This is a genomic window from Chryseobacterium fluminis (genome assembly GCF_026314945.1).
GTDB lineage: Bacteria > Bacteroidota > Bacteroidia > Flavobacteriales > Weeksellaceae > Chryseobacterium > Chryseobacterium fluminis.
The window spans coordinates 4,063,501-4,077,291 of record NZ_CP111121.1; the positions used below are offsets into that span (position 1 = coordinate 4,063,501).

Here is a 13,791-nt window from a genome sequence, read left to right on the forward strand (position 1 = left end):
ATAATCTTTAATAAAATGACAGAAAATCAAAAAGAATTAGTGAAAAAAACAATCCCTGTTTTAAGAGAGCATGGAGTATTGTTGACGAGCCATTTTTATAACAGGATGTTTGAGCACAATCCTGAGCTGAAGCATGTTTTCAATATGGGAAATCAGAAGAATAAAAAGCAGCAGACCGCCTTGGCTATGACTGTTCTGGCCTATGCTGAACATATTGAAGATCCGGGTGTACTATTGCCGGTAATAGACAGCATAGGTCATAAGCATACCAGCTTAGATATTAGACGCGATCATTATCCCATTGTGGGAAAGCATTTAATTGCTTCCATTAAAGAAGTATTGGGAGATGACGCCAGTGATGAATTATTGGAAGCCTGGACGGTAGCTTATCAGCAATTAGCCGAATTAATGGCAGGTCATGAGCAGGATATTTACGATCAGAAAACGATCAGAAAGGGGGGCTGGGCCGGTTGGAGATCATTTGTAGTTCAGAGAAAAATAAAAGAATCGGAAGAGATTACCTCTTTTTATTTATATCCGTCAGATGGGGGAGCTGTTTCTGATTTTATTCCGGGACAATACCTCAGTGTAAGGCTGTTTCTTCCGGAACTCAATTTATTACAGCCCAGACAATACAGTATTTCGAGTTCGCCGAACGGCATGTATTACCGCATATCGGTGAAACGCGAAGCCGGAAGCCAGCATCCTGATGGGATGATCAGTAACCGTCTTCATCAGTTTATCCAGGAAGGTGACATAGTTGAGGTATCTGCTCCTGCCGGAAATTTTGTTTTAGATGTAAATTCCGATCATCCGAAAGTATTTATCAGCGGAGGGGTAGGCCAGACACCGCTCATGTCTATGCTTGAAAAGTTAATTTCAAATGATAATGCGGCTGGTGTGCCGATCACGTGGATTCATGGCTGCAGAAGCGAGGCGGTACATGCATTTAAAGACAGGTTAGAAGAACTGGCAAATCTGGATTGCTTAAAAAAACATATTTTTTACGACATTCCGGGAAAAGACGGTGCTGATTTTCACTCCGGCTGGGTAGATTTGTCCATGATTAAAGAAGATGTCCTGATGCCTGAATCCGACTTCTATATTTGCGGACCTGCGCCGTTTATCAGCAAACATTACCAGTTTCTTTTGCAGAATGGGGTCAGTAAAAAGCATATTCATTTTGAAGAATTCGGACCGGCTTCCCTGCAGTTGAATTAATCTTTGTTCTGCAGTTCATGCGATCAGGTAGAGTGCGGGTTTTGCTCAAATCGCTCAATGAGCTGCAGAATATACTTCGATAGCTGAGTCTCCTGAAAAGCTAAATCATTCGCGCAAAAAGAATTCAACATATGACAACTTTTGGAGTCTTTATTTTGTGGACTCTTCAATTGATAACCGCTATTGATAATTTCTATATAGGGATAAATTAATATGAAAAACCTTATGTTCGGGATTTTTTGTTTTAATTCTGCTATTCAGTAGGTTATTTTTAATAAGCCTTGCCTTCAGAGAGAGATCAGAATTCCGGAGCCGGATCGTTGAGGACCTTATAACAGGCTTGTTATTTTTATTTATTCTAAATATATTTAAATTTGTCACAAAATATATTCATGAAAAAAATATCCTTAGCCTTTATCATCAGCATCACGTTTGTTGGTTTTTTTAAAGCTCAATCCAATGCCTGTAACGCGGTGAATGTCCCTTACGTTGTCCCTCTCGATTCAGCCGTGCCTCCACTCTTTCCGGAATGTACTTCGGTAATTAATTACGGTACAGGAAACAGCTGGAAAATCGTAAATTTTCACGGCAATGGCTTTACAGGCAATATTTTAAGGTATCAGTATCACCAGACAAATCCTGCCAATACCTGGTTTTTTTCACGGGGAATCAATCTTACCGGCGGAACCCGATACAGAATAAAATATAAATATGGAAATTCCGGAATTTCCTACCCTGAAAAATTAAAAGTAGCCTACGGTATTTCAGCCTCTGAATCCGGAATGCTTTATCCATTGGCAGACCATCCCAATATAACGAACAGCATCGCCGCCGGTAACTCTGCAGATTTTACTCCTGCCAGTAGCGGAATTTATTATTTAGGATTTAAAGCCTATTCGGATGCTAATATGAACAGGCTGGAGTTAGATGATATCAATATTACCGTGGCGCCATTATGTGATGAGCCTTCGAATGTAGCTGTGAATACCATAACCGGCAGTACAGCTTCCGTCCAATGGGCAGCTCCGGCTTCACCACCCACAAACGGGTACGAATATTATATTTCTACCAGTAATACTGCTCCGGGCAGCGCTACGGTACCTACAGGTGCTGTCAATCAGTCATCCGTTCATTTATCCAACTTAAATCCGGCGTCAAAATATTACATATGGGTGAGATCGGTATGCTCGGCATCAGAAAAAAGTGTCTGGAGTGCGATTGCCAATTTCGTTACCGAATGCGCAGATATTGCGAATTTTACTGAGAATTTTGACTCCGGTCAGGTGGGTAAGTTACCAGGGTGCTGGAAGAATCTGGGAGCCGGGAATTATGCGGGAATTCAGCAGGAATCAGTGGGAAGCGCTCCCAATGCTTTGTATATCCATACATTTCTACCTTCTACCGGATTTATATCTTTGCCTCCGGTAAATACCTTACAGCTGGGGACACATCGTTTAAAATTTAAAGCAAGAGCCAACACAACTCCCGGCGGAACGGTAGAGATCGGTTATCTGGACAGTTCTGATCATTTCAATGTACTGACGACCTACACCTCTGCCAGCACCACTGCTGTTGATAATTTCTCGTTTGCAATACCGGTGTTGCCTGCTGGAGTAAACAGGCTGGCCATGAAACACACCGGAAATCCGTCCTATAGTGTTCTTATCGATGATATCATTTACGAAGAATCGCCTCTCCTGGCGGTCGGAGATGCTGAAAAAGAACAGTTAAGGATCTATCCTAATCCCTTTAAAAATGCTTTACATATTGATCGGGATCAAAATATAAAGTCCATTCGTATTTATGATGTATCAGGAAAAATGGTGAGGATGATCAGAAATCCAACTTCAGTTTTACATTTGGAGGAATTGAGCGCGGGGATGTATATTTTCGTTATGGAAGATGATCAGGGCGGTAAGGTTATAAAAAAGATGAGTAAGCAGCAATAAAGAAGATTATTCTCTCCGGAAATTCGATACATGCAATAGAGCTATAACCGGAATATGAGATGAACGTTCTTAATAAAATTCTACCCTTATCAAATTTCCTATCAGGTACATTCAGAGACTGTCTAAAAAGGCAGTCTTTTTATTTATCAGAGAACGTATGATTATTTAAAATGACTTGCATAAGAGCATGCGACAATTCAATATGCCCGTTTACTATGTTAATAGGGAACTAAAGGCTCGGAATTTTTATAATACTTAAATCCATCCGGGTAAAATCTGTTTTAGATGTCCCAATATCCCCTGCGAAGATATCCTGCTGATAGGTTTCAACGCTATCAATCATAAAACAGCTTCCATCATAATTATAAGTAAAGGCGAATTTTTCCGCGCCATTCTCATAAAAGCTTTATCTGTATACGTACAAACCAGTTCTGAACCTTGCCATTCATATTTTTTAAAGCAAATATGATCTGCATTTTTGTCCTGAACTGTACTCATTTTACTTTCGAGCTTATTTTCTCTGAAGGCTAAATGTTCTGTTATTTTATAGGATTGATGATAAGAGATAAATGTAATTGCAGCATTCCCCTTTTTATCCTTCAGAATACTTTCTACCTCATCATCAGAGTAGGCATAAAAAGAAACAGTATTGAGTTCTCCGTTTTCATATTGCTTTTCATATATTGCTTTTTTATTTTCAAAATAAGTTTCAACATATACAGTTCAGAAAGTGATTTGTGTGTATCTTTTGTGATGGTAATTTCTATTCCACCATCATTAATATTTTACGATTTCAAACATAACTTCTGCGATAACAAGATACTAAATATACGCAATGTGATATAGGATTTCTTATTGTCTTTCGGATTAGGTTTCATATTAGCAGAGGGAAAGATCACAATGCTTTCAAACGGATAATTGATCAAACAGCTGTTTAAATATTTTTTTATAGATCATAGGTCTACATACAGACAGAAATTACGACAGATCTAGCTGAAGTATATGAAAAACAATATTTTGCATTCATTGCTGAATGCGGTTTTCCTTCAAAAAAAATCATAAATTATAGTTAAGCCCTTATCACGGTCTCTATTTTGCTTTAATCTTTTCACACCAATACAAAATATACACTTATGTTAGCAATGAATTTCCGCGGACCTTTCCGCGTGCGCGCAGACCGCAATATGCCAGAGCCGCAAATAGAACATCCGGAAGACGCCATTGTGAAGGTTTTAAGATCCTGTATCTGTGGTTCCGATCTGCACCTTTACCATGGCCTTGTTCCCGATACTCGAGTAGATACTACATTCGGACACGAATTTATCGGGGAAGTGGTTGAAATTGGCTCCTCTGTACAGAAACTGAAAGTAGGCGACAAGGTAATGGTACCTTTTAATATTTCCTGCGGAAAATGTGCTTTTTGCAAGCAGGAACTTTACGGTAACTGCCACGAATCAAATCCAATGGCAACTGCAGTGGGAGGCATTTTCGGTTATTCCCACACAGCCGGCGGATATCAGGGCGGGCAGGCAGAATATGCCCGGGTGCCTTATGCAGATGTAGGTCCTACTGTGATTCCTGACTGGATGGATCCCGACGATGCAGTGTTGCTTACCGATGTAGTGCCTACAGGCTACCAGGCGGCAGAAATGGCAGGTATTCAGAAAGGCGATACCGTAGTGGTTTTCGGCGCAGGTCCTATCGGTATTATGGCAGCCAAATCTGCATGGCTTTTTGGTGCAGGAAGGGTAATCGTGATCGACTCTCTGGAGTACAGACTTGATTTTGTAGCGAAATATGCACAATGCGAAGCTTATAATTTTAACAGTATCGGCGACCCGGTGGTTTTTATAAAAACACAAACCGATTCCTTGGGTGCAGACGTCTGTATAGATGCAGTAGGCTGCGAGGCGAAAGGAAATCTTACCAATACGATCCTGGGAACAAAATTACTTTTACAGGGCGGTTCTACCACGGCACTTCACTGGGCCATTAATTCGGTGAAGAAGGGTGGAATTGTTTCTGTTGTAGGTGTTTACGGTCCTACGGATGCCTTGGTGCCTATTGGAAATATCGTGAATAAAGGAATTACGATCCGGGCTAACCAGGCAGCCGTAAAACGTCACCTGCCAAAGCTTATTGAACACGTAAAAAACGGTATTCTTGATCCTAAACAGATCATCACTCACCGGGTACCACTGGAAGAAGTGGCCGAGGCCTATCATATATTTTCGCGCAAGCTGGATGGCTGCATAAAGACAGTGCTTATTCCGCCAACTGCTTAACTAGTTTTAACTCAAAAAATCACGACATGATTACAGACGAAACAAAACCCTCCGATTTTAAAAAAAGTGAACAGGCAGATTACAGTCATATAAAAGGTTGGGGAATAGATGCCGATCCTGAAAATGATCCCGTTTATCCCATGAAAAAGCGTACCAACGAAGAACATGATGGCTATGCATGGGAAAGACCGCCACAGCAACCTGAAGACGTAGAAATTCTGAAATCCGTAGAGCGGCCCAACTTAACTGCTGCTTTTGGTACCGCATCACCGCCTAAAGGTCTTAACGGTGAAATCAGAAAATTTGCTTTTAAATATAGTGAATCCAGCTATGGCAGATGGCTTCCTCTTGTCCTGGCAGACCGTGTCGGCGCAGTGGAAGGAATTATTGATGACCTGAAGAAAGGTCATTTGCCCAATATTTTTGCCGAGCGCGGCTGGGGAGCCGAATGGAAATATAACAGGAAAAATTTTCTCCTGAAAATGGCTGTGGCCGCTACAGTGACAGCCGTCGCTATAAGCGTAATAACGTCAAAAAAGAAAAACGAAGATTAATCTAATCAGGTCGGAATTTTTTCCGGCCTTTTTTATTTTAAAGTCCTATCGGAAGTTTATTATGGGCTATAATTTGATCAAGATAATCCTCCTGCGTGTATGAATTTATCACTGGAAGACCTTCCCGGTGAAAAGTGGAAACCGAATCCTAATCTTACAGGTTATTTTGCCATTTCCAATAAAGGAAGAATAAAAAGACTGGACAGCTGGAGTGAGAATAGAAACAAAACTTTTTATAACGAGCGTATTATTGCTCTTTTTCTGGACACTCGTTCCAATACAAACTCCACCTTGTATACCAACTTAAGTTATAATGGCAAACGGGTTCAGATAAGACTATACAAATATCTGTATTATTGTTTTGTCAAGAAATTTGATATGAACGACCGCTCACTTGTTGTGATCAACAAAAATGAGCCATCATGGAATCTGGATACCTCAAATCTTGAATTGTGTTCTGCGGCTTATCATTTAAACAAAAAAGACAATACTAGATTGTCTTAACTATTTGAATTCAATAGATTACCAGAATATATTAAAACGAATACTTTAATTGGACCTTTTGTTTCATTGCATTTGATCTGTTTGAGATTTTATTGATCACGGATAGAAGCTACAATCGGTAATAGAAGAAATTAATAAATAGAGCAATAAACCTGAATTTTATTGCTCTTCATTTCTCATTGCAGATTACTCTAAAAATGCTTCATATTATTTTCTCTGAATTCTGAATATTATCAGTGAGAAAATAGTTTATTGTTTTAAGTATTTAATTAATAAAATTCTTTAATCTTAATCAATCAACAAAAATCATTTTATTTAAATACGCTTATTTTACATCTCGTGACAACTTCTATAGAATGCTTCAACATTCAGCATTTAGTTTAATTAGCATTCTGAATAAATTTACATTCATGTTTTATGTGGTGTCAATATCGCATAAAATGTGGTATATGTTTGGTTATTTGGCATTGAAATTGCACAAATTATATTAACCAAACAAATTAATATATCATGAAAAAAATTTTTACTCTTATCGGGCTTATCTCGACAGCTGCATTTTGTAATGCTCAGATTGTAATTAATGAAATTTATACGGGAGGTGGAATTCTAGGAGCAACGCTGACCAATGATTTTATAGAACTGAAAAATATTGGGACTTCTACCTCTACGCTTACTGGCGCAACCATACAGTATGGACCCGTTTCCGGGCCGTTTACCCAGTACCATACACTTCCTGCTATTACTTTGGCTCCCGGACAGACCTATTTAATTCAGGAAGGTTCTGATGGCGGCGGGATCATCAATCTTGTCAACCCCAACCTTATCGTTAACGTCGTGCTTAATTTTGACGGAACCGGTCCTACCGTAGGTTTGGGCTTAGGTCTCGCACTCACTTCAGGAAAGGTTGCTTTGGCAAGCAATACCACACAGGTTACCGGATCTACTGCATCAAATGTTTTAGACTTTGTAGGATATGGCCTGGCTAATCAATACGAAGGTTCGGGAGCAGCTCCTTCTCCAAGCATTTTAAATTCAATTACGAGAGTTTCAGGGGATACCAATAATAATAACGTAGATTTTACAGCTACTGCTCCTACACCACAATCCGGAGTTTTGGCGGTAAATGATATAACCAACCAGTCTACACGATACGGATTTATTAAGAATTCTTTAGTTAAGAACAATGAAATCGTATTCGGAACTGATGTAAAAGATCTTAAAATTTACTCGATTTCAGGACAGTTAGTTAAAACTTCTTCCGTAAAGACAAATGAAGCTTTAAATATCGCAGATTTGCAGAAAGGAAATTATATTATTACCGGAACTGTTAATAACGAAACAGTTTCTCAGAAAATTTTAAAAGATTAAACGAAATTTTTGTTCCTATACCTGCAGGCAGCATAGATTACCTTAATAATCAGGAAGGTTATCCCATTTCGGATAACCTTCTTCATTTAATACATTATCCAAGGATGTTAAGCGAAGTTATCGCCTCAACTTTCAGCCATACCTCCGAAACATGTCTGGAGAGGTAATCACTGCAATGTCGAACGCCTGTTGATCTGATAATGAAAATTACTAACCACTAAAAAAGTAGGTAACTAAACAATAAAAATAGAACTTAAAATATATAATTATTTTATTGTAAGAACTAATCATCTGAAAGTGTTAATTTTATCAAAAAATCACTTTTATCATGCTGGCGAAAGCCCTTCTCAACCTTTGTTTTAATATATTTGCAAATCACATTTTGTTTTATGGCTAAAAAGAAAACGAATTCGGAATCTTCGAATCCGAAAAAGAATAAAAATAATATTTCGGTAGGTGTTGTAGGAAGCGGAAGTTTTGCGACGGCAATTGTAAAAATGCTGGTTGAAAACTGTAAACTGGTACACTGGTGTGTAAGAAATGAGTTTGTAAAAGGAGCAATCGAACTTCGGGGACACAATCCAACCTACCTTACCGCCGTTAATTTCAACCTTAAAAATCTGAAACTGACAACAGACATCAATGAGCTGGTTTCAGCCTGTGATATTGTGGTCCTGGCGACCCCGTCTATTTATCTGTCAGATACCCTGGATAAAATGAAATGTGAATGTAAAGATAAAATCTTTGTTTCCGCGATCAAGGGTATTATTCCTAAAGTCAATGATGTCGTGGCACATTATCTGAGAGACGAATTTAAAATCGGTTTCAGAAACCAGGCGGTCATTGCAGGACCGTGTCATGCCGAAGAAGTTGCCATGGAAAGACTCTCTTATCTTACAGTGGCAACCGTTGAAGAAGAAACGTCTAAAAAACTGGTAGATATCTTTAATTCCGATTTTATAAAAGTACATTCGAGTAAAGACATCTTAGGAAATGAATACAGCGCCATCCTGAAGAATATTTTCGCTATCGGAGCGGGAATCGCAAGCGGGCTGGGTTATGGTGATAATTTTACGGCTGTATTTGTGTCTAATGCCATCCGAGAAATGGAAATTTTTCTTGAAGCGATCTATGAAGCGCCAAGAGATGTTAATGAAAGTGCTTATCTCGGAGATTTACTGGTAACGGCCTATTCTTTATTCTCCAGAAACCGCAATCTGGGAAATCTTATTGGAAAAGGATATACGGTGAAATCAGCGATTCAGTCCATGAACATGGTTGCGGAAGGATATTATGCGGCAGATTCTATTTATAAGACAGCCAAACAGAAAGGTCTGGAACTTCCTATCATTGATACTATTTATGCCATTCTTTATGAAGGAAAAAATGCTGAAAAACAGTTTAAGAAACTGACTTCAAAATTAAATTAAGCGATTCAGAGACCCTTCGGAAAGATCGCCGACATTATCCGGATTATTTATTAAACGTGACATCCTTGACGTTGCAGCATTTCTCTTATCGAATCTGATTAATCGTTTCAATACCGGTTAATTGATAATTTCGATCATATTTTTTAGCATAAGAAAAACTTGCTTTTGTTAAAAAATAAATTGGCAAACGCATCTCTAATTTTAAAAACTTTTACCGAAATTTGATATAAAATTTAGAATTATGCCACAATCGCTGATAAGCAGAACGCCGAAACCAAAATATGATGTTGTTCTCGTAGGTGGAGGAATTATGAGTGCCACTTTAGCTACCCTTCTTCACGAATTTGATCCCAATCTGGAGATCGCGATTTTCGAAAGACTGGGCAGGTTTGCCAAGGAAAGTACGGCAGCCTGGAATAATGCCGGAACCGGGCATTCGGCTTTTTGCGAATTGAATTATACCCCGGAAAAACCGGACGGAAGCATTGATATTTCCAAAGCGGAAAGCATTGCAGAACAGTTTGAAATTTCAAAGCAGTTCTGGGCTTATCTGGTTACTAAAGGATATATTCAGGAACCTAAGGATTTTATTAATTCCTGCCCTCATATGAGTCTGGTGTTCGGTGAAAAAGATGCCGAATACCTCAAAAAACGACATGATAAAATGAGCGGATCTGTTCTTTTTAAAGGCATGGAATTTTCCACGGATCATAAAACACTTACAGATTGGATTCCTTTGATCATGAGCAAAAGAAAAGAATCCGAAGTGATGGCAGCTACTAAAATGGAAATGGGAACCGATGTGAATTTCGGAACTCTGACCAGAAAAATGGGACGGCATCTGGTGGAAGATTCTAACGTAGATGTTTTCTTGTACCATGAAGTGAAAGATATCGATCCCAGAAGCGACGGAAAATGGGAAATGAAGGTAAAAGACAGAATCCACAAGCATAAACAGGAGGTTGTTGCCGATTTTATGTTTATCGGTGCCGGAGGATATGCACTTCCATTGCTGGACAGTTCCGATATTAAAGAAAGTGAAGGATATGGAGGCTTTCCTGTTTCCGGGCAGTGGCTGGTAACCCATAATCAGGAGCTGGTGGAAAAACATCAGGCAAAAGTATATACGCAGGCAACGGTAGATGCACCGCCGATGTCTGTACCTCATCTTGACCTCAGGATCATTGACGGACAGAAAGCGCTGCTCTTTGGACCATTTGCCGGATTTTCTACAAAATTTTTAAAAGAGGGCAGCTATCTGGATCTGCCGGAAAGTGTCAACACAAAAAATATAAGATCCTTATTCGGGGCATGGTGGCACAATCTCCCTTTAACGAAATATCTCATTCAGCAGGTGGCGATGAATAAAACCCAGAGAATGCAGCATTTGAGAGAATTTGTGAAAGATGCCAAAGAAGAGGATTGGGAGCTTAAAGTAGCCGGACAAAGGGTTCAGATTATCAAAAAAGATGAAAAAAACGGCGGAAAACTGGAGTTCGGAACTGAGGTTGTCGTCAATAAAGCCGGCACCATCGCTTCATTGTTAGGGGCTTCTCCGGGAGCTTCCACAGCAGTATATGCGATGCTGAATGTTCTTGAAAAATGTTTTCCTGAAAAGATCAATGGCGAATGGAAAGATAAACTGTTGGAAATCATTCCTTCTTACGGTCAGAAGCTGGCTGCCAATCCTGAACTTACAGATCAGGTGAGAAATTATACTAAAGAAAAACTGGAACTGGACTATTAGCAATACATAATAAACATTGAGTAATAAGTAAATGGAGTATCTTTACCATTACTTATTACTCATTCTGTTATCTCATAAAAAGTGGAAGAAGTCGTTATTAAACCTGTTATTGCTAAAGAATTGCTGGAATCTCTTCAGACAAAAATAGAAGAGGAGAAGCAGGTAATCGTACATTGCTGTTTTCCTGCATCCCCGTTTTTAGGAAACCTGATCAGGATCTGGCATTCCACCTATCTTTTCGATAATCAGTCTGAGCACCGGAGCTCTTTGATTCATACGGAAAATATCACCGTGTTTCCGAATTGGACACCCGTTCCTTTCATGCGTGATTTCTGGTTTACCTTGGTGTTTTCCGGCCTTCCGAAAGACTGCAGAAGTTTTGACCTGAAAGAAGTCATCCCCGAAGAAGGCGGTTTCTTTGTGGAATCAATCAAAAGGAATTCTTCAGATATATATCGGGTGAAAATTTCAGAATCCTACTGATCAGGAATGGCTCTGAGAGCATATATTATGAGTTCCTGTACCGCAGTATTATATACGGCCGGTGAAGCGGAACGGATATTCTTACGGTTGGCTGATTTTGTAAGCTTTTGAAACGGGGACCATCAAAAATACATAGTTTTAAACTTTAAAAACGATTTATGAAAAAATTAATACTGATCTTACTGGTTGTTCCCCTGTTTGTCTTTTCTCAGAAAATGGTTTCAAAAGAAATCCTGGAAGTGAAAAAATTTCAGGAAGATCTTAATGCTGAGTATTTAAATCCAAAGGAAACTCCTTTGAGAGGAGATCATTTTAAAAATTTTAAAGGACACCCGTTTTTTCCGTTTGATCCAAAATATAGGGTAAACGCCACATGGGTAAAAACTGAAAACTCCAAACCTTTTGATCTTCCCACTTCTTCCGGGAAAACAAAATCTTATAGAGAATATGGGAAAGCAAGTTTCGATCTGGACGGTAAAAAATATACATTAACCGTATATCAAAGTCTCGACTTAATGAAGCAGAAGAAATACAAAAATTATCTTTTTCTTCCTTTCCGTGATGCTACGAATGAAAAAGAAACCTACGGGGGCGGAAAATATATGGATCTCACCATTCCCGGAGGAAATACCATTGTGCTGGATTTTAATAAATCCTATCAGCCCTTCTGTGCATATAATGCTTACGATTACAACTGCCCGATCGTTCCTGAAGAAAATAGACTGCCGGTTGAAATCCGTGCCGGTGTCATGTATGAAGATATTTACCATCACTAAATAGATATGATTAAACTAAAATTTTACGAGCCCGAAGATTTTCCTGAACTCGATTACGAACTGGACGAAATTCAGTCGCAGTATACGGCAACGGCCAAACAGGCCTTGGAAAAAATCGAAGCGAGAAACCAGAATGAAGATTTTTTTGCCTATCCGATCACGATTCTTTATCAAGAAAAAGTGGCCGGTTTCTTTGTGCTGGATTTCGGGGAAGATAAATTGGGTCTTACCGAAAATCCTGATTCGGTTTTATTACGTTCATTATCTGTGAATCCCGCTTTTCAGGGTCAGGGAATCGGCAGATCTGCCATGACTGAAACAGAGCATTTTATAAGAGAGCATTTTTCAGACTGCAACGAGATTGTTCTGGCCGTCAATGAAAAAAATACATCGGCTTTTCAGCTGTATGCAAAATCGGGGTATATTTTTGAGGGTAATATGAGAGAAGGAAGAAGCGGACCGCAGTATTTAATGTCCAAAAAACTTTAAAATTCACTGAAAACAGATCTCTGTAATATCATTCATACCCATGATCTGAAACTTTAAGGAATTTTTAAGGACCGCATTTCTGTTTGGCTTGATTCTTCCATAAATTCGGATACATCAAATAATCAATATGGAAATATCACTTCATCAGCAGGTTGCTGTCGTCACAGGAGCCTCCAGCGGAATCGGTTCAGGAATTGCAAAATCCCTTGCTTCAGCAGGAGCAACCGTTATTGTCAACCATTCTTCGGAAAGATCTACAGAAGAGGCGGAAGCCGTTTTGAAAGAAATTACCGACGCGGGTGGAAAAGGAATTACTTATCAGTGTGATGTTTCTAAAGAAGATCAGGTCATCAAAATGTTTCAGGATGTCATTTCCAGATTCGGGACCTTTGATATCCTGGTCAATAATGCAGGCGTACAGAAAGATGCCAAGTTTACGGAAATGACCCTCGACCAGTGGAATACGGTTATGGGCATCAACCTTACCGGTCAGTTTCTGTGTGCAAGAGAAGCGATTAAAGAATTTCTGCGACGCGGAATCGATACCTCCCGTTCCGTGGCCTGTGGAAAAATCATTCATATCAGTTCAGTTCATGAAACTATTCCATGGGCAGGTCATGCTAACTATGCCTCAAGTAAGGGTGGCGTCAGAATGCTGATGCAGACGTTAGCTCAGGAATATGGCGCCGATAAAATACGCGTCAATTCCATTTGTCCGGGTGCCATTCAGACTCCAATTAATAAAGACGCATGGGAAACCCCCGAAGCACTGAACGCTCTGCTTGACTTAATTCCGTACAACAGAATCGGACAGCCCCAGGATATAGGAAATCTGGCTGCATTCCTGGCGAGCGACCTCTCAGATTATATTACAGGAGCCAGCATCTTTGTGGATGGAGGCATGACGACTTTGGAAAGTTTTTCGAACGGCGGATAGTTTCGGGCGCACATCTCCGGCTTTCACTACTCGCTTTTTTGTGCCTTG

12 protein-coding genes are annotated in these 13,791 nt (G+C 39.6%); all 12 read left to right on the forward strand.

Annotated elements, in window-relative coordinates:
* The first annotated feature begins 15 nt into the window (after positions 1–15).
* The 12 genes from hmpA to ODZ84_RS18665 all read left to right on the forward strand — a co-directional run bounded on the left by hmpA (position 16) and on the right by ODZ84_RS18665 (position 13,743).
* Positions 16–1,221 (forward strand): NO-inducible flavohemoprotein, encoded by a 1,206-nt coding sequence (gene hmpA, locus ODZ84_RS18610; protein WP_266173885.1) that lies wholly within the window; start codon positions 16–18, stop codon positions 1,219–1,221.
* 392 nt (positions 1,222–1,613) lie between these two features.
* Positions 1,614–3,170 carry a T9SS type A sorting domain-containing protein gene (locus tag ODZ84_RS18615; protein ID WP_266173886.1) on the forward strand — a complete coding sequence of 519 codons (1,557 nt, stop codon included), beginning with the start codon at positions 1,614–1,616 and terminating at the stop codon, positions 3,168–3,170.
* A 1,133-nt stretch (positions 3,171–4,303) separates the two neighbouring features.
* Positions 4,304–5,455, forward strand: coding sequence for a zinc-dependent alcohol dehydrogenase (locus ODZ84_RS18620; RefSeq protein ID WP_266173887.1), 1,152 nt, complete (start codon positions 4,304–4,306; stop codon positions 5,453–5,455).
* 26 nt (positions 5,456–5,481) lie between these two features.
* Positions 5,482–6,009, forward strand: coding sequence for a hypothetical protein (locus ODZ84_RS18625; protein WP_266173888.1), 528 nt, complete (start codon positions 5,482–5,484; stop codon positions 6,007–6,009).
* A 99-nt stretch (positions 6,010–6,108) separates the two neighbouring features.
* On the forward strand, positions 6,109–6,513 hold the full coding sequence (locus ODZ84_RS18630) for an NUMOD4 domain-containing protein (RefSeq protein ID WP_266173889.1): 405 nt from the start codon (positions 6,109–6,111) through the stop codon (positions 6,511–6,513).
* A gap of 510 nt (positions 6,514–7,023) precedes the next feature.
* Complete coding sequence (locus tag ODZ84_RS18635) at positions 7,024–7,881, forward strand: lamin tail domain-containing protein (RefSeq protein ID WP_266173890.1); 858 nt, start codon at positions 7,024–7,026, stop codon at positions 7,879–7,881.
* A gap of 389 nt (positions 7,882–8,270) precedes the next feature.
* The gene (locus ODZ84_RS18640; protein ID WP_266173891.1) at positions 8,271–9,311 is read left to right on the forward strand and encodes an NAD(P)H-dependent glycerol-3-phosphate dehydrogenase; all 1,041 of its coding nucleotides are present in this window, start codon (positions 8,271–8,273) and stop codon (positions 9,309–9,311) included.
* Between the two features lie 241 nt (positions 9,312–9,552).
* Positions 9,553–11,058 (forward strand): malate dehydrogenase (quinone), encoded by a 1,506-nt coding sequence (gene mqo / locus ODZ84_RS18645; RefSeq protein WP_266173892.1) that lies wholly within the window; start codon positions 9,553–9,555, stop codon positions 11,056–11,058.
* A gap of 81 nt (positions 11,059–11,139) precedes the next feature.
* Positions 11,140–11,541: a hypothetical protein gene (locus ODZ84_RS18650; RefSeq protein WP_266173893.1), complete on the forward strand. Its 402-nt coding sequence runs from the start codon at positions 11,140–11,142 to the stop codon at positions 11,539–11,541.
* A gap of 158 nt (positions 11,542–11,699) precedes the next feature.
* A complete protein-coding gene (locus ODZ84_RS18655; RefSeq protein ID WP_266173894.1) occupies positions 11,700–12,317 on the forward strand; it encodes a DUF1684 domain-containing protein in 618 nt (205 codons plus the stop codon).
* A gap of 6 nt (positions 12,318–12,323) precedes the next feature.
* Positions 12,324–12,806, forward strand: coding sequence for a GNAT family N-acetyltransferase (locus ODZ84_RS18660; protein WP_266173895.1), 483 nt, complete (start codon positions 12,324–12,326; stop codon positions 12,804–12,806).
* A 127-nt stretch (positions 12,807–12,933) separates the two neighbouring features.
* Positions 12,934–13,743, forward strand: a complete 810-nt coding sequence (locus ODZ84_RS18665; protein ID WP_266173896.1) for a glucose 1-dehydrogenase — start codon at positions 12,934–12,936, stop codon at positions 13,741–13,743.
* Positions 13,744–13,791: the final 48 nt, after the last annotated feature.